We start from the raw sequence: 24,545 nt of genomic DNA on the forward strand, positions 1-24,545 counted from the left end.
TTAAGCGATAATAGTAATTCTCCCTTTTTCAATTTCTGATTCTAATTCAGTAGCTAAGTATTCACGAACGTTGGCTATAGCTTGATTTCTCCATGCTCCCCCATCGGCTTCAAAAATTGCACCAACCGGACCATCTTTCATTCGAAAAATAAAATTACTTGTAGGTTGTTCTACTTCAAGAAATGTTCGATAAGGCGCTAAATTTACAGGGTTAGGAACTAGTACATCAGCAGCCGAAGCAACACCAGTTTTAATGGTTACGGCTTGAGCAATTCCGTTATCACCTGTCTCACGAACGTTTTCTTCCTTAACATTTCCAACCACTTTCAACAACAAGTCTCTGTCTTTTGTTTGAACAAATTTTGATTGGAAAGCAATGATAAGCTCTTCTGTGCTTAGGAAATATCCGTAATTAAATGTCGGAGTAATTGCTTCAGCAATAATTAATGTTTCACGACCTCCTAGACTATCTAACAACCCTTTTAAAAGCACTGTTTTTTCATCAAGTACTTGTAAGAAGAATTGTGAGTTTGTTCTTTCAAGGTTTGCTTTCACATATTCAACTAAACCTGTTAGCGTATTGATACGTAATGGTTCTGTTGCGCGAGTAATTAGTGGTTTAACTTCCTTTGGGTCTCCCTCACTATCAATAATGAATGTGCGGTTATTTCCTTCAGCATCGGTAATATCTACGACTCTTTCATCCGGTTTAATTGACAGATCCATTAAATATTTGAGTGCTTCTTTTATCATGAATTGTTACCCCCTATTTTCCTGTAGATTAATAATTTTTCGGTTTTGCTCGCGTTCAATGACATCAATTGGTATCCCAACATCTGATTTAATACCATCATCATCAAAATAAGTTTGTCCGGGTATATTTGATTTAAGTTCCCGAGCTTCAATCTTTCCATTAGATAAATCTTTCCCAGTTAATACTGTCATGGATACACCCTTAACATTTGCAAGATTATGAGACATATCGCAATTTACTTTTATCGTTTGGCGGTTTTCATCCGGGACAAATTCAAGTTTAATTGTGATTGTCCGTTTAGCTTCGGCTTTTGTGTTCGGGTCATGTATGTTTTCAAAAACTTTTTTTAATTGATAATCTAATTTTTCCTGGATTGCTCCATTGGCCAATTGTGATAGTTGCAAGTCAATTGCTTTATTGGACATTTCATAAAAACTCCTTTCGTGTTATAATCTATTTAGAAATTGATTTTCTTTGGCCACTTTACCGAGTGGTCTTTTTTTTATACATCATTGTTCGTCACTCCCTTTAAAGTGCTCAATCATGTACCCAACCGTTACAATATCCCTTAAATTTGTCGAATACTCCACGTTTTCAAGCTTTGTACTTAAATCACCATCCGAAACATATTCTGCTAAATTTGCACTTAATGACATGTTTTTCCCTCCTCTTGATTTACAACATCCCAAACATTGACTCAATCATCTTCACGTCTCCTTTCAATTTCTTCTATTTTTTCTCCGACAAGTTTTATAAACACATCACTGTTCAAATCACCGTTTTGTAGCATTTTATGCCATATTTTCACGGCTTCAGCTAATTCATGCGCTCTGCGTAATTCTTCAATTTCTTCCTTGGTATAAACCAAAATCATTTTGTTTCACCCCTTGAAAATTTCTTTAAAATGCTTTTCCAAAAATGCCGCCATTTTCGTAGCTTGATAGCTCCATGTTTGGCCTTGGTTTTTTGGATAATAGACAAAACCACCGTTTTCAACATCTAAAATTTTCCGGAATTTAGATGGATATAGAATGTTATCCTTAATCCATCTATCACTTTTATTGATCCTTTTTTGTAAATCTTTCATTGTCCAATAAACACCGGTTAATTCTTGCCGCTTTAATTCCTCAAGTTCGATTTTTGAAACTAGTACCATGTCTTTAGGAATCTGTATAACCACCTCTGCTTTTAACTGTTGCAAACTTTTTCACCTCCTTTCATTGTTTCATGACATTTCTTCAAACTACTTTCTTTTCCCATTTTTGGAACGATTGAGTTAAAAAAAAATCATCTGCTGATATACCCAGTACTTCGCAAATCTTTTTCACCTCATCAATGGTAAATGTACTTCCTGCACGGTTAATCTTTTGAGATAAGCTAACTTCACTCATTCCTATTTGTCTCGCTAGGTCTCTTTGCTTTATTCCGTTTTCGGCGAGATACCCTTTTAACTTATAAAATGGTTTTTTATTATCCAATTTAATCACCTCCATTTCCCATTTTTGGAACGCCTTGTAATTATTATAATACACCATAAAAAATAAAAGTCAAACGAAAAATTTCATTTTCGGGAAATTTATTAAAACCTGTTGAATTTTTGGAACGGATATATTAAAATGTATTTAAATAATTTAAGGACGTTTAAGTTTTAAAAAAGTTTGAGGGGGATTCTTATGATGTCTTTTTCGGAGAAGATAACACAATTGAGAACCAGTAAAAAACTATCTTTGGAACAATTAGCTCAAGAATTCGCAAGAAAATATGATGCGAAAACTAGTAAAAGTTCTATTTATAGGTGGGAGAAAGGCGAGTCAAAACCTAACATAGATGACGCTAATATGTACGCTGATTATTTTAACGTTTCCCTAGACTGGCTAATTGGTAATAAAAGCAATGAAGATGACGTAACAACTATAGCTGCTCATCATGATGGGGATGAGTGGACAGATGAAGAATTGGAAGAAATTGAAAAATTTATGGAATTTGTTAAAGCCAAAAGGAAACAACAGGAGTAGAGAAATATGGGCTATGAAGATTTATTATTTGAGTCTGAATTACTCGGGGTGTCAGTCTATGAGAAAAAATTAAGCAAAAAAATAAAGGGGTTATACTCAAACAATGTTGTCTGTATTAATAAAAAAATAGAGTCATCAATCGAAAAGGCCTGTGTACTTGCCGAAGAATTAGGTCATTATCATACATCTAGCGGAAACATTTTAGATCAATCAAAAATTGAGAACCGGAAACAAGAAAAACGTGCTAGGAATTGGGCGTATAAAAAATTGGTACCGCTTGAAAAGTTAATTTCCGCAAGCAAAGAAGGAATACAGACTAAATACGAACTTGCGGAATATCTTGCTGTTACGGAAGAATTTTTAGAAGATGCGATTAAACGTTATAAGGAAGAATATGGATTATTTACAGAAATTGAGGGTAAAATACTTTACTTTGAACCATTAGGTGTACTCGAACTAAAAAATTTTTAACTTTAAAACGAACATACTTTCCATTTAGGGAGGTGATAGCGTTGTAAATACGTGAATTTTATTATCTAACACTAAAAATAAAAAGGGGAAATGGTTATGGCAAGTTTCCAAAAGAGAGGCAAAACATGGCAGTATACGGTAAGCAACAAAGGCAAGTTAATTAGAAAAGGTGGGTTTAAGACAAAGAGGGAGGCACAAATTGCCGCTTCTGAAGTTGAAGCGGAATTGCGAAAAGGTGTCATTCCAAATTTAAAGCCAGTGCCATTTACCGAATACATGGAAAAATGGATAAAGACCTTTAAAACAGATATTGCCCAAAACACATTAGAGCGTTATAAAACAAGCCTAAAAACGGTACAGGAGTATTTTGGTGATAAAGCTATTCAGGAAATAAAAAAAGCTGATTACCAAGAGTTTTTAAACATATATGGCAAAACACACGCTAAAGCCTCTACACGTAAATTAAACACTCATATAAGGGCGTGTGTAAAAGAGGCGATTGATGAGGGAATAATCCGGATTGATTTTACTCGAGGCGCGGTTTTAACCGGAGAGCCGGAAAAAAGACCGGAAGAAAAACATTTGAATTTTGAAGATAGTCAAAAACTGTTAAACGCATTGCATGAACGATTAGACAAAAGTATAGTTTATTATTTACTTTTATTAGGTTTGACAAGTGGTATGCGTTTTGGCGAAATGGTCGGATTAACAAGAAAAGATTTTGATTTTAAAACCAACATGATTAGTGTGACAAAACAATGGGGATATACAAAAAAAATGGGGGAAGGGTTTGTACCAACTAAAACAATTCAATCCATCCGGAAAGTAAAAATGGATGAGAAAACAATGGCAGTGTTTAAAGATTTATTTGATAAAACACCCGAAAATATAACACAATTAGTATTTTACAGTCCAACATCTAAGTACAAAGTAATTAGTAATGGTGCGGCAAATAAAGCATTGGAATTGATATTAAAAGAGTTAAAAATTGAACCAATATCGGTACACGGCTTGCGACATACACATGCCAGTGTTTTGTTATATCAAAAGGCAAGTTATAATTATGTTGCGGAAAGACTAGGGCATGACGTTGAAACACTCATGAAAACATACGCTCATATCATGAAAGAAATGCGTCAGCAGGATGAGGAATTAAGTGTAAATACGTTTAAGCGTATGTATAAAGCTGTGTAAAATTTTTTACACAAAACCAATGGATAGAGTTGTGTAAAAGATTTTACACAAGATTCTTGTGCAAAAAATGTGTAAAATGATTTGATTTTTATATCAAACTTATTCAAACAGGAAAAAATAAAAAAATCGCAAAAACGTTGATAAATCAACATTCCTGCGAAAATTAATTTTACCGTTTCTAACGGATTTTAACCTAAAAACGTCCCAGACGAGATTCGAACTCATGACCTACAGCTTAGGAGGCTGTCGCTCTATCCAGCTGAGCTACTGGGACATAATTTTAATTTAAGACATTAAATATTTTATCATATTCTATTATTTCCATCAATGATTTCAGGAAATATTTACGGTAAGTAAGTTAAAAAAACTTTCTGCAACGTTGTCATAAAACGAATTACGGCGAAGAGGAATTCGATAATGTGGGCAAATTACCGGCATGGAAGGCTGTTGCTTTTTGAAAATATTGTTGTGAAAAAATAGGGATACTTCCACAGTATTTATATCTGTGTTAGCATCCCTTTTCTGTTCAAAATCCTTTCAAGTCAAGGCTTTGATCTTCCTTTTTAGTACGTCCCAGGAGAGATTCGAACTCCCGACCGACGGCTTAGAAGGCCGTTGCTCTATCCAGCTGAGCTACTGGGACATAATATAAATAATCGTATAATTTTTTCTTCGTCTATTTGGTAACTCCGTCGTCCCAATCTCAGTAAGCTTACTCAAGAAGCGGTTCGATTGGTACGCTGATGTTTATTCAAAGAAGCTTATTCGGGCGTGCTCTATCCAGCTGAGCTACTGGGACATCATATAACTATTCGTATAATTTTTTCTTCGTCTATTTGGTAACTCCGTCGTCCCAATCTCAGTAAGCTTACTCAAGAAGCGGCTCGATTGGTACGCTGATGCTTATTCAAAGAAGCTTATTCGGGCGTGCTCTATCCAGCTGAGCTACTGGGACACAATTATTTATCAAAGACAAGATTTATTATATGCCCTATTGTGATTAATGTCAATAATATTGTTCAATTTTTTGGAAGAAGAAGAGAAGAGAAATTAATTCTGTATTGTTTCCTTCTTCTTCCAAAATATTAGATGTCATATGACTCTTGAAAAAGTTCCCCATGTCCATATTCGTATACATGAACAGTTTTTGTTTTCCCATTTATTTCCAAGATGACATACGTTCTTTCTTTCCGCATACGTGGTAAGGCAATGCTGCCCGGGTTAATAAATAAAATTCTTTCAATATTTTCAACCCCGAGAACATGGGAATGACCGAAACAAACAATGGTTGCATTTTGTTCGATAGCCCGGTAATGTAAATTCATTAAACTTGTTTTGACATGATCTCGATGCCCATGCGTAATAAATATCCTTTCATTTCCGGCTGCAATCAAATCCCGTTCAGGAAAATCGTTGCCAAAATCACAATTTCCCCTAACCACATGATAGCCTTGAATTGCAGAATGATCTTTGTCCAATTCAGAGTCACCACAATGAATATAATAGTCCATATCCGGATGAGTTTTTTTTAATTGGATAAGTTCTTCCGTTAATCCGTGACTGTCACTGCAAATCAAAACCTTCATGAAAGAAAATCCCCTCTTTCCATAGCTTCTTGGACATGTTCAGATAATTTTCGAATTGCATTTCCCCGGTGGCTGATTCGATTTTTTTCCTCAGATGTTATTTCTGCCATTGTTTTTTTCAAATGAGGGAGATAAAAGATCGGATCATAACCAAAGCCGTTATTTCCGCGTTTTTCGGTTAGTATTAATCCGTTACAAGTGCCTTCTACAATGATGGGATCCTTTCCCGGTACAACTAAAGCCAGGGTGCAATGAAAGTGAGCCGTGCGTTTTTCTTCCGGAACGTCTTTCATTTCAAACAAGACTTTTTGAATATTGGCCTCATCATCCTTATCAGTTCCTGCATATCGAGCGGAATAAACACCAGGGCGCCCATCTAAAGCATCAATGACAAGCCCGGAATCATCAGCTATTACTATTTTTTGGAAAATATTGGAAATCCCAACAGCTTTTAATAACGCATTTTCCTCAAAAGTTTTGCCTGTTTCTTCAATATCAGGTGCATCCGGGTAGTCAAGGAGTGTCTTTACCCGGAAGCCGAGCGGTTCAAATAGTTCCTCAAACTCTTTTGCTTTCCCCTTATTTTTTGTTGCAATAATTAATTCTTCCATACTTTACCTCTTATTCATTATTTTAATTAATACCCAAAAAATTTCTTGATGATTTTCCACAAAGGTAAGTGTGTATCATATATAGTATGACACAAAATATTGTACTTTGCGCAGTAGTTTTTTGAAAAAATATTTTTTGTTACTTAGCTTATTTTTCATTATTCAAAGTGTAGAGAACAAGATGTCTGGAGTTTGAAACTAAAACTTGTCCGATATGTTTGACCAATACTTTATCCTCCCCGCATTGAAAAAAAAGAGGCGGTTTGTCCCCCCTCTTTCTATCTTTATTATAGCAAATTTTTATTAAAAACTGCCAGTATTGACATGTTCCGGACGGGTAACCGGTTCTGTTAAAGGTTTGCCATCCTGGTTTACAATATCTGTCTTTCCGTTTACTTGGATAGCCACCCCTTCAACCCCCTCTTGTTCCGTCAACGAAAGTACTAAAGGTTCCAAAACTTGCTTTGAAACAAGTTTTTGATCGTAACTGCCATATATATTTTCGTTAAAATTCAGTTTAACTATGCCATTCTCCATTTTCGGTTCTTCAACTAATTCGACATCCGGCATAAATAACGAATACAGGTCTGATGTCATATTCGGACCTTTAATTAATTCCTTAACAACTGCAGTTACCGGGTTATCATTTTTATTACTCACACGCTTTGTTACCGGCACATAGTATCTTTCTTCATTGCTCTGAGCTAGGTAGTATACAGTAACAGGATACGTATTGGTGATATCGACTGCAGTTGAAGAATCAATATTAATTCCATCTTTTCTTGTTAACATATCTTTAATAGGAGTTCCGTTTACCGGCATTTCCTTTAAATTTTTCCCGTTCATTTTTAATTTAACTTGTTTGATGGAATCAAACTGGGTCAAAGTCCAAGTGATCGATTGTAAGACTTTCATTTCATCTTCTGGGGCGTACTCGGCAAATTCTTTTGAAAAATCAGCAGTAGCTACGCCATCCTTGACATCAACGGATACCTCAGTTCCTTCCGGTAAAACTGCTCGAAAATCATTTGGTAAATATTCAGTTACTGGGCCACCTTTGACAAGATATTCCAATGCTTGCTTAGCTACTGATTTTGTATTTGGTAAGCCCAATGTTTTCGGAACAACATACCCATTCTTGTCTATCAAATAGAGCTCTGTTTTCACCTCATATGCTTTTTCTCCATCAGCATTCTTTTCACCCGTCACATCCAACTCATCTTCATATGAGACTTTTTGTGGTGGATCAATATTTTCTTTTTCTCCCCCTAATTGTGAACAAGCTGAAAGTAAAAAAGCAATCACTGCTATCCAAATCAATTTTTTTATTAATTTCATACTATCCCCCCATAACAGTTTGTACTACATGTATACGGGGTTTTTACAAAAATAGACCGAGCCCTGAGAAAAAAATCGGACAAATTCTAAAACACAGGCCCTTATACTAGCCAATAAAAATTTCTTAATCATTTTTTTGCCGGATAAAAACGCCTCGTGAATGTCGACTCAATTCACGAGGCAGTCATTAAATTAGTCGTTTTTTAAAGAAAACTCGGCGATTGCCGAGCTTTTGGCGAGAGCAGAGCCGTAGTTGCACTTATGCGTTAGGAAAGTAGAAATTGGAAAATTTATACTTTCCTATTAGCTAAGAAAGGGGATTCCTACGAACAAAGTGCTTTAGTCTTTTAGCAGGTTATCCCAGTAAGTCCCTGAAGTTACTTAAGAAGTCTAGCTATTCATTGTTCAAAAAATTTTTTAACATCATCTATACTTTGGTATTTGATTATATTTTGGAGGATGGTTTCCAGTGTCGCAAGATCCGCCTCCTTAATGTCTTCCTTTAGATCTTCCGGCAATGCACCAAATTTTTCTGTTAACAATTGTAGGGCGGTTTTTGCTAAAGCTTGGGATGCTCCTTCTTGTCTTCCTTTTTCCAAACCTTCCTGCATGCCTTCCTCTCTCAAAATATCCGCCAATGTCATGGCTACTTCACTCCGTTCTGGAAATGTCGTCTCAATTTGCCGCACGATTTGTTCCATGTCCTTCTTTGTTAAGTCTCGAACAGCATTGAATACATATCGCAACGTTATCTCAAAAAATTCAATTCCTTTTTGTTTATCCTCTATCTCGAGCAATGCGTGACTGGCCTCATAAAAAGACCGTAGAAATTCTTCAGTACTTTTTGTAGCTACATCACGGAGTAGTTTCAACATAATTCGTAGTTGGGCATTTCCCTTTATTTCCTCATCCGAATAATCAGAGAGGTCATACAATAGGTAGTGAAAGTTTGGCAAGTATTCTTTCACATTTTGTGGCATTTCCTCAAAGCCATTTAAAAACCCGACTAAATGAAGCAGTATTTTAATGAAAATTTTTTCTTACTACCGTATTTTTTCATAACATAGATAAGCTATGCTTTTCAGAGATATTAATAGCTTGATAACTTAACTGTATCAACAGTTATATTCGTTAATCCAAGCCATTGTTCAGCGATTGTTTTAAACATTGATTTTGAACCTGTTGTAAAAAATACATGATTTGGTTGCTCCTCAGGTGTATTAAGCATACCAATATGATCCAGAATTACACTTGCTTCTCTTGCTGTTTCTTCACCGGAACTAATAATTTTAATACTACCTTGAAAATAAGATTCAATAACCGGCTGTAACAGCGGATAATGGGTACATCCTAGAATTAATGTATCAATATTTTTATCCTTTAAAGGACGAATAGATTCAGCCACAATTTTTTCTGCAAAAGCACCGGTCCATTCGCCGCTTTCTACAAGTGGGACGAGTTTGGGACAAGCCAGCCCGTGAACAGTAACATGTTTTCTGATTTTTTTCAACGCCTGTTCGTAAGCTTTACTTTTAATTGTCATTTCTGTTCCGATAACACCGATACGATTTTTTTGGGAAACTTTAATTGCTGCTCTCGCGCCTGGATTTATCACACCTAATACCGGTATTGAAAGGCTGTCTCGAATTTCCTCCAATGCCACGGCAGTTGCTGTATTACAGGCTATAATTAACATTTTTATATGATATGTTTCTAAATAGCGGGTCATTTCCCACGTAAATTGACTAATTTCACTACTTGACCTAGGTCCATATGGACAACGCGCAGTATCACCTAAATAAATAATCGATTCATTTGGCAACTGGCGCATCATTTCCTTTACTACAGTCAAACCGCCTACTCCCGAGTCTATGATGCCTATTGGATTTGCTGACAAATTAGCTTCAACCTTTCATATTTTTATGTAATTTCTTTAGATTCTCTTGTAAAAGAATAATTTCTTCATCATTAAAGTCCTGTAAAACTTCATTTAAATACAATTGTCGCTTTTTAATGACTTCCTCAATTATTCGAACCCCTTCAGATAGCAAATGAATACGAACAACACGGCGATCTTTCTCACCTCTTATCCTTTTCACAAGATTGTTCCTTTCCATTCGATCAATTAAATCTGTAGTTGTGCTGAACGCTAAATACATTTTAGTCGAAAGTTCACCAATTGTCATATCGCCTTCTTCAAAGAGCCATTGTAAAGCGATAAATTGAGGGGGTGTTATTGAATAATTACTTAAAATTTCCCGGCCTTTTTGCTTTATTATACCGGAAATATAGCGCAAGTCTTTTTCAATAGATGCTACAACCTTTTCTTCAATTGTTCTTTCCACATGGTTCCCCCCATTGACACCTAAAATTTATTAAGCTTCTCGACGTTAAACAATCCTTGTTAACATTCACAGGATGTGCAAAAGATAAACTTTTATGAAAAATATTAGGACTCGCTGCTTACAGGTGTTTCCTTAAACTATTTATATCCCATCCCGTACGGACAATATGAACCTACCTCAAGATTTTCAAGTTTACAAAGAGATAGGTTCAACTAATCATCAGTAGGGATGTGGAAAACCCCTACAGTTTCACTTGACTTTTTTAAAATACATCTAAAAGAACTATAGTTTATTTTCTAACTTTTACTGAAAAAATTCAACCATTTTTCAAGATAGAACCTCTTTTTAACAGTCTTTCCTTATGTATGGGAATGATTGATGTATTTTGCAAACGTAAGCTATTCCTTATGCAATGTAAATGTAATTAAAGTACACCAAAAGCCTTTAAGCGGAGGTTTTCTTTTTGAGTTGAAATTTTGGGGAAATGCTTCCAGTTGATATTAAGCGTAGAAAAAAATTTAAACCGGCCACCATTATGGATAGCCGGTATTGTTTAGAGCTTTAACTCCCCCATCCGGAGAAGTTCGACGACAGCTTGCGAACGCCCCTTTACTCCAAGCTTTTGCATGGCATTTGAAATATGGTTTCGAACTGTCTTTTCACTAATAAATAATTCTTGGGCAATTTCCTTTGTTGTTTTGTCTTGGACCAACAGCTCGAAAACTTCCCTTTCTCGTTTTGTCAATAACGGCTTATGAGTGAAATCATTTTCCTTCAAATACATGAACCCTCCTTGCCTTCGCCAGCTAGAAAACGCGGGGATGGGTATGAATCGTCACCATATCATATGTGCAGGCAAGGATTGGAGTGACACCTTTCTCATGAACAATTAAGAAATAGGCGGTCAAATTTGTTACTTAAAGGTCAAGTCATATTCTAGCAACGCTTTTCATTTGTCTTTCTATGGTATTCATTTCGTGTTCGGTCCATTTTTCACCTTTCCCGGTTAATTTATTTAATTTAACCAAGGTTCCTCTTCCCGTGAAACAGATTGAATCATTTAATTTTTTTCCCATATAATGCAGATCAACGGAACTTTGTCCGATTTTATGAATTTTAATATACACCTTAATTTCTTCATCAAAAAATACTTGTTGGATATAATCACACTGTAAATCTGCCACGACCGGGATAACATGACTGTCGATTTGGTTCCATTCTTCCATGAAACCAAGCGATTTTAGTAATTCGATTCGAACCTGTTCAAAATAAATAAACGGGACGGTATTGTTTAAATGGCCGAACATATCGGTCTCACTAAAGCGAACTTTAATAGGTATATAAAATTCAAAATCTCTTTGCCAAGTTTGAAAGTCCTCAATATAATTTATTTTTTTCATACGGTAAACCTCCACAAGTCCAAAATGAATGAACAATCATTCGTTTTCTGTTTTTAAAAAAAGGTTGACTTGTTTATAGTCAACCAACCATATTTATTCCAATAATGGGCACGATCAAATCATGGTTTATTTATGTGATAAACCTACGTAGATCTTCGCATACTTGAAGTACCGCACTCACTTTCATCCCACCCTTAAAAGAGTGGTCTTTCTCGTTTGGAAAATAAAATCTGTAATTCTATTTAAATATGAACAGCAAATTTTCAATATGAATAATCACTGCCAAAGAAATTCCGGAACATCTGCACAGTCGCTTCTCTATTCAATGCAGCAATAGATGTTGTCAACGGAATTCCTTTCGGGCAGGCTTGAACACAGTTTTGCGAGTTACCGCAGCTGGCAAGGCCACCATCACCCATAATTGCAGCAAGACGTTCCGCTTTATTCATTGCACCGGTTGGATGCGCATTAAATAAGCGAACTTGTGATAATGGGGCAGGCCCCATAAAGTTTGATTTGTCATTTACATTTGGACATGCTTCCAAACAAACTCCACATGTCATACATTTCGACAGTTCATATGCCCATTGACGTTTCGTTTCAGGCATTCTCGGTCCCGGTCCCAAATCATATGTACCGTCGATTGGAATCCAGGCTTTCACTTTTTTCAACGCATCAAACATCCGGCTTCTGTCAACCATTAAGTCACGGATGACCGGGAATGTACGCATCGGTTCAAGACGAATGGGCTCTTCCAACTGATCAACCATTGCCGAACAAGATTGTCTTGGTTTCCCGTTGATCACCATTGAACAAGCTCCGCAAACTTCTTCCAAGCAATTCATTTCCCATGTGACCGGTGTTGTTTTTTTTCCATCTTTTGTAACAGGATTCCGTTGAATTTCCATCAATGCGGCGATTACATTCATATTCGGGCGATATGGAATTTCAAATGTCTCCTCATAAGGGGCAGAATCCGGTGTATCTTGTCTTTGGATTATAAAAGTCACTGTTTTTTGTTGTTCAGCCATTGAAAAATTCCTCCCCTTTAATTAATGTTTTCTCGTATAATCACGTTTACGCGGCGGAATTAACGAAACATCGACATCTTCATAAAAGAATTCAGGTGCTTGATTCGGCCCGACAAATTTTGCCATGGTTGTTTTTAACCATTCTTCATCATTCCGTTCAGGGAAATCCGGTTTATAATGGGCACCGCGAGATTCATTACGATTATAAGCACCGAGTGTAATCACACGTGCAAGTTGTAACATATTATATAATTGTCTCGTAAATGATGCCCCTTGGTTACTCCATTTTGACGTATCATTAATATTGATATTTTTATAGCGCTCCAGCAATTCTTGAATTTTTTCATCTGTTTTTAATAGACGATCATTATAGCGGACAACTGTTACATTATCGGTCATCCACTCGCCAAGTTCTCTATGAAGTACATAAGCATTTTCCGTTCCATCTAAATTCATGATATCAGCCCATTTTTGCTCTTCTTGTTTCTGATAGCGTTCATAAAGACTGGAAGGAATAGAGTCAGAACTTTTTTCAAGACCTTCAATATATTTAACTGCATTTGGTCCGGCTACCATTCCACCATAAATAGCAGATAATAATGAGTTCGCACCTAAACGGTTAGCACCGTGTTGTGAATAATCACACTCACCTGCCGCAAATAAACCTTTAATATTTGTCATTTGATCATAATCAACCCATACACCACCCATGGAATAATGGACAGCCGGGAAGATTTTCATCGGAACTTTATGTGGATCATCACCGGTGAATTTTTCGTAAATCTCAATTATACCGCCCAGTTTTACATCCAGCTCATGTGGATCTTTATGGGACAAATCAAGATAAACCATGTTTTCTCCGTTAATTCCTAGTTTCATGTCAACGCAAACGTGGAAAATTTCACGAGTTGCTATGTCACGAGGTACTAGGTTTCCATATAATGGATATTTTTCTTCCAAGAAATACCAAGGTTTTCCATCCTTATAGGTCCAAATTCTTCCACCTTCACCGCGTGCAGATTCACTCATCAATCGAAGTTTATCATCCCCCGGAATGGCGGTCGGGTGAATTTGAATGAATTCTCCGTTTGCATAATAGACACCTTGTTGGTAAAGAATAGCATGGGCAGATCCTGTATTAATAATTGAGTTCGTTGACTTCCCAAAAATCATACCAAGTCCGCCAGTCGCCATAATAACTGCATCAGCCGCAAACGTTTTGATTTCCATTGTTCGTAAATCTTGGGCAACAACCCCGCGGCAAACTTGGTCGTCATCCAAAACGACTCCTAAAAATTCCCAATACTCATGTTTCGTTACGAGTCCGGCTACTTCATGGCGACGAACTTGTTCATCTAATGCATATAAAAGCTGTTGACCGGTAGTTGCCCCGGCAAATGCAGTACGATGGTAAAGTGTTCCGCCAAATCGTCTAAAGTCAAGAAGTCCTTCAGATGTACGATTAAACATTACACCCATTCGGTCAAATAAGTGAATAATTCCTGGTGCCGCCTCACACATTGCTTTAACAGGCGGTTGATTTGCTAAAAAGTCGCCGCCGTAAACCGTATCATCAAAATGTTGCCAAGGTGAGTCCCCTTCACCCTTTGTATTAACCGCACCATTAATCCCGCCTTGTGCACATACAGAGTGAGAACGTTTAACCGGAACAAGTGAAAACAATTCAACAGGAACTCCTGCTTCAGCTATTTTAACAGTTGCCATCAGACCGGCTAAACCGCCGCCGACAACAATGATTTTTCCTTTACTCATTTTGTGGCTCACTCCTTCAATTCATGGTAAAAATTTATCGTAAAAAAGATTAAGATAAAATAGCCCAAATCAATAATGTATTTTGAAAATGGTTCTTGATATTATACGAATGCAAGTATAGCTCGAATACCTACATAAGATAATGCCAGGAAGATTGCCATGGTTACATATGTATTAATTTGTTGTGACCGTGGCGAAACCGTAATCCCCCAACTCACACAGAATGACCACAATCCGTTTGCTAAATGGAAAGTAGCCGAAACTATCCCTATAATATAGAAAATTAGCATTAGCGGATTATCAACTATATTTGCCATCATGTCGAAATTAACTTCAGTTCCAAAAAATGCTTTTGCCAACCGTGTCTCCCACACATGCCATGCAATAAAGATAATTAAGAAAATGCCTGTGAATCTTTGCAACACAAACATCCAGTTCCGGAATTTTCCGAATCTGCCTACATTAGGTTTTGCCGTAAATGCAATATAAACCCCGTAAATTGCATGAAATACAATAGGAATATAAATGAAAGCAAATTCAAGAAATAGTAAGAATGGAAGATTTTCCATGAACCCGGCAGCTTTGTTGAATGCCTCCGGTCCCTTCGTAGCATTGTAGTTAAGCATTAAATGCATGATTAAAAACAGGCCAACCGGTATAACCCCTAACAATGAGTGTAATCTCCGGTGGAAAAACTCTCGGTTACCAGCCATCTTTACATGTACCCCCCTTAAGATTATCCTTCACTATGAATTTAGAAAACTATGGCAAATATATGACATGTTCATTGTAAACTTTTTTTTAGGGAGCGTCAAGAAAACGGATACAGATAAATAATATTTCTAAAGTGTTTTTATTAATGTTTAAATCTTCGGAATAGTGATTTATAAATATTTTCCATTTCTACCACTTATTTCAATTAATATATTAAAATAATTTTTATCCAACAAAAAAAGTTAAATAAATCATTGCGATTTTGTATATAATAGATTTAAAGAAAAGGGGGATTCTTGATTGAGCAAAAAAAGTACAAAAGAAATAAATATTAGTGAATTATCCGTACCTGCTTTCGGATATGAGTTGATTCGCGAAGAATTGTTGGAAGAATTATTAGGGAATGAGGCACCAAATATTTTGTATTGGGCCGGAAAACGTTTAGCTAGAAAATATCCTCTTTTTTCCATAAATGAAATTATTGAATTCTTTATCAATGCAGGTTGGGGAACATTAACAGTAACCGATGAAAAGAAAGATGAAATGGAATTCACGTTATCAAGTGAATTAATCAGAAATCGGCTATTGACGAAAACAAACCCAACCTTCCAATTAGAAGCAGGGTTTTTAGCTGAACAAATTCAACAAATGAAAAAAGTTTATGCGGAAAGCTATGAGCATTCAAAAAAACGGGATGGGACGATCGTTTTTACCGTTAAATGGGATCCGATGCTTTAGCATTTTTAGGGGCTGTTAAAATATTTGCCCTTAATGGACTCGTTCATTCATGTTATTAGGATTTAACAATAAAAACTACTTTATCGGACACGAAAGCCCTTTAAATTTTTTCAACCCTTTTGTCCCATAGGACTCGATTTGGACAAGCCTATGGGACAGTTCTGCTGATTTTTCCGCTTGACTTGTCCCATAAACCTGTTACTAATCTCGCCTCTTAAATTTTATTTGTTATAAGCCTTTATTCCTTAGCGTCCTCTTCCTCATTCTTTAATGTTTCCATAATTGTTTCAGCTACATGTACCGGGATTCCAATGGCCCGAAAATCTTCTAAAGCAGCTTCTTTCATTTTCCTAACAGAACCGAAATGTTTAATTAGTTGCCTTTTCCGTTTCTCCCCAACACCTGGAATGTCGTCTAAAATGGAGTGAAACAATGTTTTTCCCCGAAGTTGTCGATGAAACGTGATTGCAAAGCGGTGAACTTCATCTTGAATTCGTTGCAGTAAATAAAATTCCTGACTATTCCGAGTAAGAGGAACCACTTCTAAAGGATCCCCAAATAAAAGATTGGATGTTTGATGCTTGTCATCTTTTACAAGACCGGCTACAGGTATTTCCAAATTCAATTCATTTTGTAGTATGTCTTTTGCAGCCTCAATTTGACCCTTTCCGCCATCAATTAAAATCAGGTCCGGAAGTGGTAAATTTTCTTTCAACACACGTGAATATCGCCTGCGAACAACTTCCCGCATCGATTCATAATCATCCGGACCTTCTACGGTTTTTATTTTATATTTCCGGTATTGTTTTTTATCCGGTTTTCCATTTATAAAAACTACCATGGCCGATACGGGATTTGTCCCTTGAATATTTGAGTTGTCAAAGGCTTCAATTCGGTATGGAGGATAAATTCCCATTTCTTGTCCTAATTTTTCAATGGCCTTAATCGTTCTTTCTTCATCTCGTTCAATAAGATAAAATTTTTCTTTCAAAGCAGCTGTCGCATTTTTTGTTGCTAACTGAACAAGCTCTTTTTTCTGACCACGTGCCGGCTGAATGATTTTTACGCCCAATAATTCTTTTGCCAACTCACCGTCAACTTCTTTTGACAGTAAAATTTCTTTCGGCTTAAAGTGGTTTGGTTTTTCATAAAATTGGCCAAGAAAAGTAAGCATTTCTTCCTCCGGGTCATCGTAAAACGGAAACATGGACACATCCCGTTCAATTAATTTTCCTTGACGAATGAAGAACACTTGGACACACATCCACCCTTTATCCACCGCATACCCGAATACATCACGGTCAACAAAATCCTGCATGGTCATTTTTTGTTTTTCCATTGTTGTTTCTATGGCACTAATTTTGTCGCGATACTCTTTGGCTCGTTCAAAATCAAGAGCCTCCGAAGCTTCCATCATTTTTTCCGTTAATTGTTTCTTTACTTCCGTGTAGCCTCCGTTTAAAAATTTGGTGATTTCATCGGTCATTTCTTTGTATGTTTCTTCACTTATATTATTTACACAAGGAGCCAGACATTGGCCGATGTGATAGTAAAGGCATACGCGGTTCGGTAAGGTTGAGCATTTCCGCAAAGGATACAACCGATCCAACAATTTTTTTGTTTCCTTGGCCGCAAAGACATTCGGATATGGTCCAAAGTATTTCCCTTTATCTTTTTTCACCTTCCGAGTGATTATTAAGCGAGGGTGGCGTTCTGCTGTCAGTTTAATGAACGGGTAACTTTTATCGTCCTTCAGCATGACGTTATATTTTGGATTATGTTTTTTTATTAGATTCATTTCCAAAATCAATGCTTCAATATTGGATGAAGTGATAATATATTCGAAGTCCTCAATTTCGTTTACCAGTGCCTGTGTTTTGCCGTCGTGCGAACCGGTAAAGTATGAGCGAACACGATTTTTCAATATTTTTGCCTTACCGACATAGATGATTGTACCCTGCCTGTCTTTCATTAAGTAGCAGCCGGGCTGGTTGGGTAACAAAGCTAGTTTTTCTTGAATAATCTTCTTTGATTCCATATTTTTCACTCCATAATGAGTGGGTTTATTTTTGAAAAGTCGACCGAAAAAATAAAGAGATTTTCGGAAGTCGTATAATTGTTAAAAAGGCCATTGATTTTTCAACTGCGTAGCCTATACTCTAAGTGCTGTGAAGCATTCTTTGTGCACTTATGTGATAGAAATTTAAAATTGAAAAAATATCCTTTTCTCGTAGCTAAAAAAACAGCCCAAATTAGGACTGCCTTCATTTAATATTCTTGGCTAATAAAAATTACAGATGATTGTTGATTACTTCCTCCAATGCTTCTTTCGGACGGTAGCCGATCACTTTATCAACAATTTCTCCATCTTTGAAGAAAATTAATGTTGGAATACTCATAACCCCGTATTTAGCAGCAGTTTCTTGATTTTCATCAACATCAAGTTTAACGATTTTCACTTGATCGCCCATTTCTGAGTCAATTTCTTCAAGAACCGGTGCTATCATTTTACAAGGTCCACACCAAGTTGCCCAGAAATCTGCGACAACCAGACCTTTGCTTGTTTCTTCAGCAAAGTTTTGATCCGTTGCTTTTACAATTGCCATAGGTTAAACCCCTCCTATACGATTTATCGCTATCGACAGTAGTATATCACTGTAAGTAATGTTTTGTGAAACATTTGGCTCATAAACCATTTTACCCTAAACGTGAAAAAATAACCAACACTATGACTCTAATTACAGGATTGTGGTATTTTAAACGTGCAGTAACACCCCCACCTCAAGATTCTGAGTTTAGAATGAAGATAAGTTGCCCGCATGCGTCCGATTGGTTCAACTAACTATCTTTTTTGGGCATGAAGAACCCCCACTGCTATTCAAAATGAAAGTCCGGTTCTCGCACCATTATCGGTTGAGTGCCGGACTTTACATATATTTTATGCATTGACTTTTAATTTCTTAAATTCTTCTGTTAAAAGCGGTACCACTTCGAACAGGTCACCGACGATTCCGTAATCTGCCACTTTGAAGATATTGGCTTCCGGATCTTTATTAATCGCAACAATAACTTTTGAATTAGACATACCGGCTAAATGTTGGATAGCACCGGAAATGCCGCAAGCAATGTAAAGGTCAGGGGTAACAACTTTCCCTGTTTGACCGATTTGCAATGAATAGTCACAGAAACCGGCATCACATGCACCCCGGGATGCTCCGACAGCACCGCCTAATACATCCGCAAGTTCTTGCAACGGTTTAAACCCGTCTGCACTCTTTACGCCGCGCCCACCGGCAACAACGACTTTTGCTTCTGATAAATCGACACCTTCACTTGCTTTTCTGACTACTTCTTTAATGATCGTACGTAAATCTTTTATTTCTACTTCAAGAGTACTTACGTCACCGCTCCGGGATTCGTCTTTATCAAGGGGCGCAATATTATTTGGTCTTACTGTTGCAAAAATAATCCCATCTGTTACGATTTTCTTTTCAAATGCTTTCCCTGAGTAAATTGGACGAGTAAAAACAACATTATCTCCGGCAACTTCGACATCGATTACATCAGATATTAAACCGGCATCCAGCTTACTGGCAACCTTTGGTGATAAGTCTTTCCCAAGTGAGGTATGACCAAAAATAATTGCTTCCGGATCTTCCTCGTTCACAACTGCAATAAATGCTTGTGAAAAACCGTCTGAACTGTAATTGCTTAACTTATCATTTTCTACAACAACAACCCGATCAGCACCATAGTGAATTAGCCCTTCTGCTAAATTCCGAACAGATTCACCAAGCAGTACACCTACTACTTCGCCGCCTTCAGAAACGGTTTTCGCAGCGGCAATTGCTTCATAAGAAACATTTCTTAAGTTTCCGTCTTTCACTTCAGCTAAAACTAACACTTTTCTTCCCATTATTTACCCTCCTTGTTGAAATAACCATGAACAGGTTGAATTTTCCTGATATCATCGCTCCGAAAATCAAATAAATTCCCTATCATTAAACGACTTTGGCTTCTTTATGAAGCAAGGATACTAATTCTTGTACTTGATCCTTTAATTCGCCTTCCAAAATTTTCCCAGCTTCCCGCTTTGGTGGCAGATAAACTTCAATTGTTTTCGTTTTTGATTCGACATCCTCTTCATCAATATCTAAATCATCCAGTTCCAGTTCTTCCAACGGTTTCTTTTTCGCTTTCATAATCCCCGGTAAGGACGGATATCTTGGTTCATTCAATCCTTGTTGTGCTGTAACTAATAATGGAAGTGTGGCTTCAATCTTTTCTTCGTCTCCTTCAACATCACGGACAACGCTTACATGATTGCCGTCAATTTTTAAATCCGTTATCGTTGTGATATATGGAATACCTAACAAATCAGCAACCCGTGGTCCAACTTGACCGGTTCCGTTATCAATGGCAACATTTCCGGCAATAACTAAATCCGGTTCCTTATCTTTTAAATACTCAGCAATTATTTTTGCTGTTGTATATTGGTCGCGAACTTCCAGGTCATCTTCCACATTAATTAAAACTGCTTTATCTGCCCCCATAGCCAATGCAGTACGTAATTGTTTTTCGGCATCTTCACCGCCAACTGTTACAACCGTTACTTCACCGCCATGCTCATCGCGGACTTGAATGGCCTCTTCTACGGCATATTCGTCATATGGATTGATGATGAATTCTGCACCATCTTCATTGATTGAGCCATTCGCAATCGTTATTTTTTCTTCCGTATCAAAAGTTCTTTTCAATAATACAAAAATATTCATTCATTGCTCCCTCCTAAGATTGTTTAATAGATTTTGATGTTAATAAAATGATTAGCACCTAATAAGGTGTTATTGAAAGAGTTGTGCCAAATAGAATATCAGCTATATTAACCTTTTTGGAAAATGGGTTAAGCGGTAACGATAAAATTATTTACCTACAAAATTCGGTTTTCTCTTCTCAATAAAAGCTTGAATTCCTTCTTTTGCATCTTCTGTTCGGAATACTTCGCTGAACCATTTTGCTTCTTGCTCAATTCCTTCAGCAAATTGTTCTGTTTTTGTATATTTTAATAGATTAATAACGGCTTTAACTGAAGCAGGACTTTTGCTGGCAAACTTTTCCGCCAGTTTCATTGTTTCTTCAAATAGTTTTTCTTCCGGAAATGCCCGTAATGCCAAACCATACTGACAGGCTTCTGTGCCGCTAATCGGTTCACTTGTAATCATCATTTCTAATGCTATTTGTTCACCTACATATTTCGGTAAGCGCTGTGTTCCGGCAAATCCGGGAATAATACCGAGTGACAACTCAGGAAGTCCCAGTTTCGCATTTTCACTTACAAGACGGATATGGCAGCCCATTGCCAATTCAAGACCTCCGCCTAAGGCAGCACCGTGAATGGAGGCAATAATCGGTTTTGGATATTGCTCAATTTTATCCATTAATTGTTGACCGTTTCTTGCCAATTCATAGGCCTTTTCTTGTGACCCAATTGTTGTAAATTCCCGTATATCTGCACCCGCACAGAAGAATTTCCCTTCTCCTCGAATGACGATCACCCGCACATCATCATTTGTAGAAAACTCTGTCAACATCTCATCCAATTCCAGCAAAAGTTCTTGAGAAAGTGCGTTTGCCGGTGGACGATTTATCGTAATAACTGCTATTTTTCCTTCTATTTGTGCGTGTAAAAAAGCCATTTCCATCCCCCTTAAAGTGAAACTAAATTTTCTTATTCTATTTATTTAAATGTTCGTACCCGAGACTAATTACTCCTCACCGTTAAGAAATGTTTCACACTTAAAAATTTTTGTTTAAGCTTTACGGCAAGTGACCGGGTACGAAGCATAAAATAAATATTCCCCTTAGTTTTTGTTACCGCAGCCGTTTATCAGCAACTGATGGACTTTCGGTGCCAGACCGACCAAATCATATTTATGGTCATTCATGATCCATGTCGTTACCGTTTCATCAATTGTACCGAAAATCATTTGTCTGGCAAGTCGGATATCTAAATCTTTATCAAACTCACCTTTTTCTATCCCTTCTACTAATATCTTATCGACAAGTTTTAAATAGCCTTTTAATATGCTATTAATTTGCAGGCGTAAATCTTTGTTTGTCTGGCGTAATTCAAGCTGAGTAACAATAGCAAGATGATAATCTTCAGATAATCTGCGGAAATGATTTTCAATTAAAAGTAACAGTTTCTCTGAAGCCGTGTTTTTACTTCTCGTTACTTCCTCTAAATCCGTAATGAAATGACCCATTTTTTCCCGAAATAAGGAAATTAATATATCTTCCTTATTCTTAAAATAGAGATAAATGGTTCCATCAGCAACTCCTGCTTGTTTTGCAATTTTTGAAACTTGTGATTGGTGATAACCGTTTTCGGCAATCGTAATAACTGCGGCATCAATAATTTGCATGTACTTTGGTTTTTGATTTTTCAAATTCGTTCACCTTCAAATTTTACTTTTGTCATTCTTTGTTGTAGAGAAAGAGATATGAATGAATAATCATTCATATCTCAATAATAAAAGTTAATTTATCATTTGTCAATTGTATACCATGATTTAATATTATATTTCGTTATGCTTTCTTCTCATTAAGTTCATTTAACTTTCTTTTTTCTTCTTCCACTAACTGGCGACGTAAAATCTTCCCGACTGTTGTTTTAGGCAGTTCATCCCGAAATTCATACTTTCTTGGAACTTTATAAGCGGCCAAATTTTTCCGGGCGAATTTGTTTAATTCGTCTTCGGTGACAGTTGTACCTTCTTTTAATACAATATATGCTTTGACCGTTTCACCTCGATAAGGATCAGGTACACCGGCAACGACAACTTCTTTAACAGCAGGATGTTCATATAATACTTCCTCAATTTCTCTCGGATAAATATTATAGCCACTCGCAATGATCATATCCTTTTTGCGATCAACAATATAAAAATATCCTTCTTCATCCATATAACCCATGTCTCCGGTATGTAGCCATCCGTCTTTTAAAACCTCTTGTGTTTCTTCCGGCCGATTCCAATAGCCTTTCATCACTTGAGGTCCTTTGACAACCAGTTCGCCAATTTCTCCTACAGGCAGCGGTTCTCCTGTTTCCACAGACCGAATTTCCGCCAATGTATCCGGCCATGGTAATCCGATACTGCCCTTTACACGTTCGCCATCCCATAATAAATTTGCATGAGTAACCGGTGATGATTCAGTAAGTCCATATCCCTCTACTAATTTTCCCCCGGTTAATCTTTCAAATTGCTCCTGAACTTCGACAGGTAACGGAGCCGAGCCGCTTATACAACTATCGATTGAAGATAAATCATATTTCGATAATTCAGGATGGTTCAACATTCCGATATACATTGTTGGTGCTCCCGGGAACATCGTCGGGCGCTGGCTTTGAATCGTTTTTAATAATACTTCCGGATCCGGCTTCGGAATTAACACCATTTTTGAAGCCTGTAAAATAGATAAAATCATGACAGTCGTCATCCCGTATACATGGAAAAACGGCAATGCACCGAGAACAATTTCTTCTCCTTCCCTGCATTTATACAACCATGCTTGACACATTTTTGTATTTGCGATCAAGTTTTTATGGGTTAACATAACCCCTTTTGGAAATCCTGTTGTTCCGCCGGTATATTGCAAAATTGCCAAGTCTTCTTCAAAATTAATGTTCATAATCGGTTCTTGAAGTGCCGGATGCTTCATTATTTCCGTAATTAAATGATCATTCCCCTTATGTTCAACCTTCACAGAAAAACCGTATTGTTTCTTTTGAATAAACGGATATACAAGATTTTTCGGAAATGGTAAGTAGTCTTTAATAACCGTTATAATAACATGCTCCAGTTCTGTTTCTCCTTGAATCTTCTTAATACGTGGAAATAGGATATCCAATGCGACGATTGCCTTGGCACCCGAGTCTTTCATTTGAAAGGCCAGTTCTCTTTCAGTGTACATTGGATTTGTTTGAACAACAATCCCACCTGCCATCATAACCCCATAAAAACTAATGACGGATTGTGGAGTGTTTGGCAGCATAATCGCCACCCGATCCCCCTTTTGAATACCAATTTTCTGCAAGTATCCGGCAAATTTTAACGCTGAATCATATAACTCCTGGTAAGATAATTCCTTACCATTGAAATGAATCGCTATTTTGTTCGGATACTTTTCTGCTGTGTTTTTCAATAATTGCTGCAAAGAAGTCTCCTCATAGGTAAGTGTGTGCGGAATTTGTGGCGGATAATGTTTCAACCACGGTTTATTCTCCATATTCTCCCCCCTGTGTTTAAAAACAAAATGTAAATGATATTATTGCTCCCTATTAATAATAATATCTAATTTTAAAAACGTTTACAAGTTCAAATTTTTCTAAAATAAAAAATCTATTGTGAGCTACTGAACATTATCATATACTTTCAAAAGTACAGAAAAAGCTGCTTTGGAAAAAACTATACACTTAGTCTCCAAAGCAGCTTTCATTGTTTCTCTTAAAATATGATATTTTGCAAGGACAGAATAATCTCCACTGATTGTCAGGTAATCGGGCACAAGCGGC

At 36.8% G+C, this 24,545-nt stretch carries 28 protein-coding genes and 2 tRNA genes; 4 read left to right on the plus strand and 26 right to left on the minus strand.

Annotated features, from left to right (window positions below; all coding sequences use genetic code 11):
* The 6 genes from NSQ14_RS12850 to NSQ14_RS12875 all read right to left on the minus strand — a co-directional run bounded on the left by NSQ14_RS12850 (position 1) and on the right by NSQ14_RS12875 (position 2,232).
* Positions 1-753 (minus strand): hypothetical protein, encoded by a 753-nt coding sequence (locus NSQ14_RS12850; RefSeq protein WP_346216463.1) that lies wholly within the window; start codon positions 751-753, stop codon positions 1-3.
* A 6-nt stretch (positions 754-759) separates the two neighbouring features.
* A complete protein-coding gene (locus NSQ14_RS12855) occupies positions 760-1,179 on the minus strand; it encodes a replication terminator protein (RefSeq protein ID WP_346216464.1) in 420 nt (139 codons plus the stop codon).
* Between the two features lie 84 nt (positions 1,180-1,263).
* Positions 1,264-1,410 (minus strand): hypothetical protein, encoded by a 147-nt coding sequence (locus tag NSQ14_RS12860; protein ID WP_346216465.1) that lies wholly within the window; start codon positions 1,408-1,410, stop codon positions 1,264-1,266.
* 41 nt (positions 1,411-1,451) lie between these two features.
* Positions 1,452-1,628 (minus strand): hypothetical protein, encoded by a 177-nt coding sequence (locus tag NSQ14_RS12865; RefSeq protein ID WP_346216466.1) that lies wholly within the window; start codon positions 1,626-1,628, stop codon positions 1,452-1,454.
* A gap of 6 nt (positions 1,629-1,634) precedes the next feature.
* Complete coding sequence (locus NSQ14_RS12870; RefSeq protein WP_346216467.1) at positions 1,635-1,955, minus strand: DUF771 domain-containing protein; 321 nt, start codon at positions 1,953-1,955, stop codon at positions 1,635-1,637.
* A gap of 37 nt (positions 1,956-1,992) precedes the next feature.
* Positions 1,993-2,232, minus strand: a complete 240-nt coding sequence (locus NSQ14_RS12875; protein WP_342019964.1) for a helix-turn-helix transcriptional regulator — start codon at positions 2,230-2,232, stop codon at positions 1,993-1,995.
* Between the two features lie 198 nt (positions 2,233-2,430).
* Between NSQ14_RS12875 and NSQ14_RS12880 the strand changes: the two genes are divergently transcribed.
* From NSQ14_RS12880 to NSQ14_RS12890, 3 genes are all read left to right on the plus strand, one after another.
* Positions 2,431-2,769 (plus strand): helix-turn-helix transcriptional regulator, encoded by a 339-nt coding sequence (locus NSQ14_RS12880; protein WP_346216468.1) that lies wholly within the window; start codon positions 2,431-2,433, stop codon positions 2,767-2,769.
* Positions 2,770-2,775: 6 nt separating this feature from the next.
* Positions 2,776-3,240: an ImmA/IrrE family metallo-endopeptidase gene (locus tag NSQ14_RS12885; protein WP_346216469.1), complete on the plus strand. Its 465-nt coding sequence runs from the start codon at positions 2,776-2,778 to the stop codon at positions 3,238-3,240.
* Between the two features lie 96 nt (positions 3,241-3,336).
* Complete coding sequence (locus NSQ14_RS12890) at positions 3,337-4,434, plus strand: tyrosine-type recombinase/integrase (protein WP_346216470.1); 1,098 nt, start codon at positions 3,337-3,339, stop codon at positions 4,432-4,434.
* 200 nt (positions 4,435-4,634) lie between these two features.
* Here NSQ14_RS12890 and NSQ14_RS12895 read toward each other — a convergent pair.
* The 13 genes from NSQ14_RS12895 to NSQ14_RS12955 all read right to left on the minus strand — a co-directional run bounded on the left by NSQ14_RS12895 (position 4,635) and on the right by NSQ14_RS12955 (position 15,231).
* Positions 4,635-4,708: transfer RNA gene (locus NSQ14_RS12895), tRNA-Arg, on the minus strand.
* Between the two features lie 295 nt (positions 4,709-5,003).
* Positions 5,004-5,077, minus strand: a tRNA-Arg gene (locus NSQ14_RS12900).
* 442 nt (positions 5,078-5,519) lie between these two features.
* Entirely contained in the window at positions 5,520-6,020 is a 501-nt protein-coding gene (locus NSQ14_RS12905) for a metallophosphoesterase family protein (RefSeq protein ID WP_034771533.1), read from the minus strand.
* Positions 6,017-6,631, minus strand: coding sequence for an XTP/dITP diphosphatase (locus NSQ14_RS12910; RefSeq protein WP_034771536.1), 615 nt, complete (start codon positions 6,629-6,631; stop codon positions 6,017-6,019). Before NSQ14_RS12910 ends, NSQ14_RS12905 begins: the two co-directional genes overlap by 4 nt.
* A 303-nt stretch (positions 6,632-6,934) precedes the next feature.
* On the minus strand, positions 6,935-7,969 hold the full coding sequence (locus NSQ14_RS12915) for a GerMN domain-containing protein (protein ID WP_041844827.1): 1,035 nt from the start codon (positions 7,967-7,969) through the stop codon (positions 6,935-6,937).
* A 398-nt stretch (positions 7,970-8,367) separates the two neighbouring features.
* Positions 8,368-9,003: an Rpn family recombination-promoting nuclease/putative transposase gene (locus NSQ14_RS12920; protein ID WP_346217123.1), complete on the minus strand. Its 636-nt coding sequence runs from the start codon at positions 9,001-9,003 to the stop codon at positions 8,368-8,370.
* 56 nt (positions 9,004-9,059) lie between these two features.
* Positions 9,060-9,866 (minus strand): glutamate racemase, encoded by an 807-nt coding sequence (gene racE, locus NSQ14_RS12925; protein WP_041903867.1) that lies wholly within the window; start codon positions 9,864-9,866, stop codon positions 9,060-9,062.
* 7 nt (positions 9,867-9,873) lie between these two features.
* Entirely contained in the window at positions 9,874-10,314 is a 441-nt protein-coding gene (locus NSQ14_RS12930) for a MarR family winged helix-turn-helix transcriptional regulator (RefSeq protein WP_034771578.1), read from the minus strand.
* A 553-nt stretch (positions 10,315-10,867) separates the two neighbouring features.
* Positions 10,868-11,092 carry a helix-turn-helix domain-containing protein gene (locus NSQ14_RS12935; RefSeq protein WP_033828593.1) on the minus strand — a complete coding sequence of 75 codons (225 nt, stop codon included), beginning with the start codon at positions 11,090-11,092 and terminating at the stop codon, positions 10,868-10,870.
* Between the two features lie 151 nt (positions 11,093-11,243).
* On the minus strand, positions 11,244-11,714 hold the full coding sequence (locus NSQ14_RS12940; protein WP_346216471.1) for a thioesterase family protein: 471 nt from the start codon (positions 11,712-11,714) through the stop codon (positions 11,244-11,246).
* A gap of 263 nt (positions 11,715-11,977) precedes the next feature.
* Positions 11,978-12,745, minus strand: a complete 768-nt coding sequence (gene sdhB, locus NSQ14_RS12945; protein ID WP_034771584.1) for a succinate dehydrogenase iron-sulfur subunit — start codon at positions 12,743-12,745, stop codon at positions 11,978-11,980.
* A gap of 21 nt (positions 12,746-12,766) precedes the next feature.
* Positions 12,767-14,518 carry a succinate dehydrogenase flavoprotein subunit gene (gene sdhA / locus NSQ14_RS12950; protein ID WP_342014196.1) on the minus strand — a complete coding sequence of 584 codons (1,752 nt, stop codon included), beginning with the start codon at positions 14,516-14,518 and terminating at the stop codon, positions 12,767-12,769.
* A 101-nt stretch (positions 14,519-14,619) separates the two neighbouring features.
* Entirely contained in the window at positions 14,620-15,231 is a 612-nt protein-coding gene (locus NSQ14_RS12955) for a succinate dehydrogenase cytochrome b558 subunit (RefSeq protein WP_041844822.1), read from the minus strand.
* Between the two features lie 301 nt (positions 15,232-15,532).
* Between NSQ14_RS12955 and NSQ14_RS12960 the strand changes: the two genes are divergently transcribed.
* Positions 15,533-15,970, plus strand: coding sequence for a YslB family protein (locus tag NSQ14_RS12960; RefSeq protein WP_251241262.1), 438 nt, complete (start codon positions 15,533-15,535; stop codon positions 15,968-15,970).
* A 238-nt stretch (positions 15,971-16,208) separates the two neighbouring features.
* Here the strand turns inward: NSQ14_RS12960 and uvrC are convergent, their stop codons facing one another.
* The 7 genes from uvrC to NSQ14_RS12995 all read right to left on the minus strand — a co-directional run bounded on the left by uvrC (position 16,209) and on the right by NSQ14_RS12995 (position 24,259).
* On the minus strand, positions 16,209-18,008 hold the full coding sequence (gene uvrC, locus NSQ14_RS12965; protein ID WP_034771593.1) for an excinuclease ABC subunit UvrC: 1,800 nt from the start codon (positions 18,006-18,008) through the stop codon (positions 16,209-16,211).
* 253 nt (positions 18,009-18,261) lie between these two features.
* Positions 18,262-18,576 (minus strand): thioredoxin, encoded by a 315-nt coding sequence (trxA, locus tag NSQ14_RS12970; protein ID WP_034771595.1) that lies wholly within the window; start codon positions 18,574-18,576, stop codon positions 18,262-18,264.
* Between the two features lie 332 nt (positions 18,577-18,908).
* Positions 18,909-19,886 carry an electron transfer flavoprotein subunit alpha/FixB family protein gene (locus NSQ14_RS12975; RefSeq protein WP_041844820.1) on the minus strand — a complete coding sequence of 326 codons (978 nt, stop codon included), beginning with the start codon at positions 19,884-19,886 and terminating at the stop codon, positions 18,909-18,911.
* Between the two features lie 85 nt (positions 19,887-19,971).
* The gene (locus NSQ14_RS12980) at positions 19,972-20,745 is read right to left on the minus strand and encodes an electron transfer flavoprotein subunit beta/FixA family protein (RefSeq protein ID WP_216407313.1); all 774 of its coding nucleotides are present in this window, start codon (positions 20,743-20,745) and stop codon (positions 19,972-19,974) included.
* Positions 20,746-20,892: 147 nt separating this feature from the next.
* Positions 20,893-21,666, minus strand: a complete 774-nt coding sequence (locus tag NSQ14_RS12985) for an enoyl-CoA hydratase (protein ID WP_095141513.1) — start codon at positions 21,664-21,666, stop codon at positions 20,893-20,895.
* Between the two features lie 165 nt (positions 21,667-21,831).
* Positions 21,832-22,419, minus strand: coding sequence for a TetR/AcrR family transcriptional regulator (locus NSQ14_RS12990; protein WP_034771603.1), 588 nt, complete (start codon positions 22,417-22,419; stop codon positions 21,832-21,834).
* A gap of 139 nt (positions 22,420-22,558) precedes the next feature.
* On the minus strand, positions 22,559-24,259 hold the full coding sequence (locus NSQ14_RS12995; RefSeq protein ID WP_346216472.1) for a long-chain-fatty-acid--CoA ligase: 1,701 nt from the start codon (positions 24,257-24,259) through the stop codon (positions 22,559-22,561).
* Positions 24,260-24,545 lie beyond the last annotated feature (286 nt).

The organism is Caldifermentibacillus hisashii, assembly GCF_039654145.1.
Taxonomy (GTDB): domain Bacteria; phylum Bacillota; class Bacilli; order Bacillales; family Caldibacillaceae; genus Caldifermentibacillus; species Caldifermentibacillus hisashii.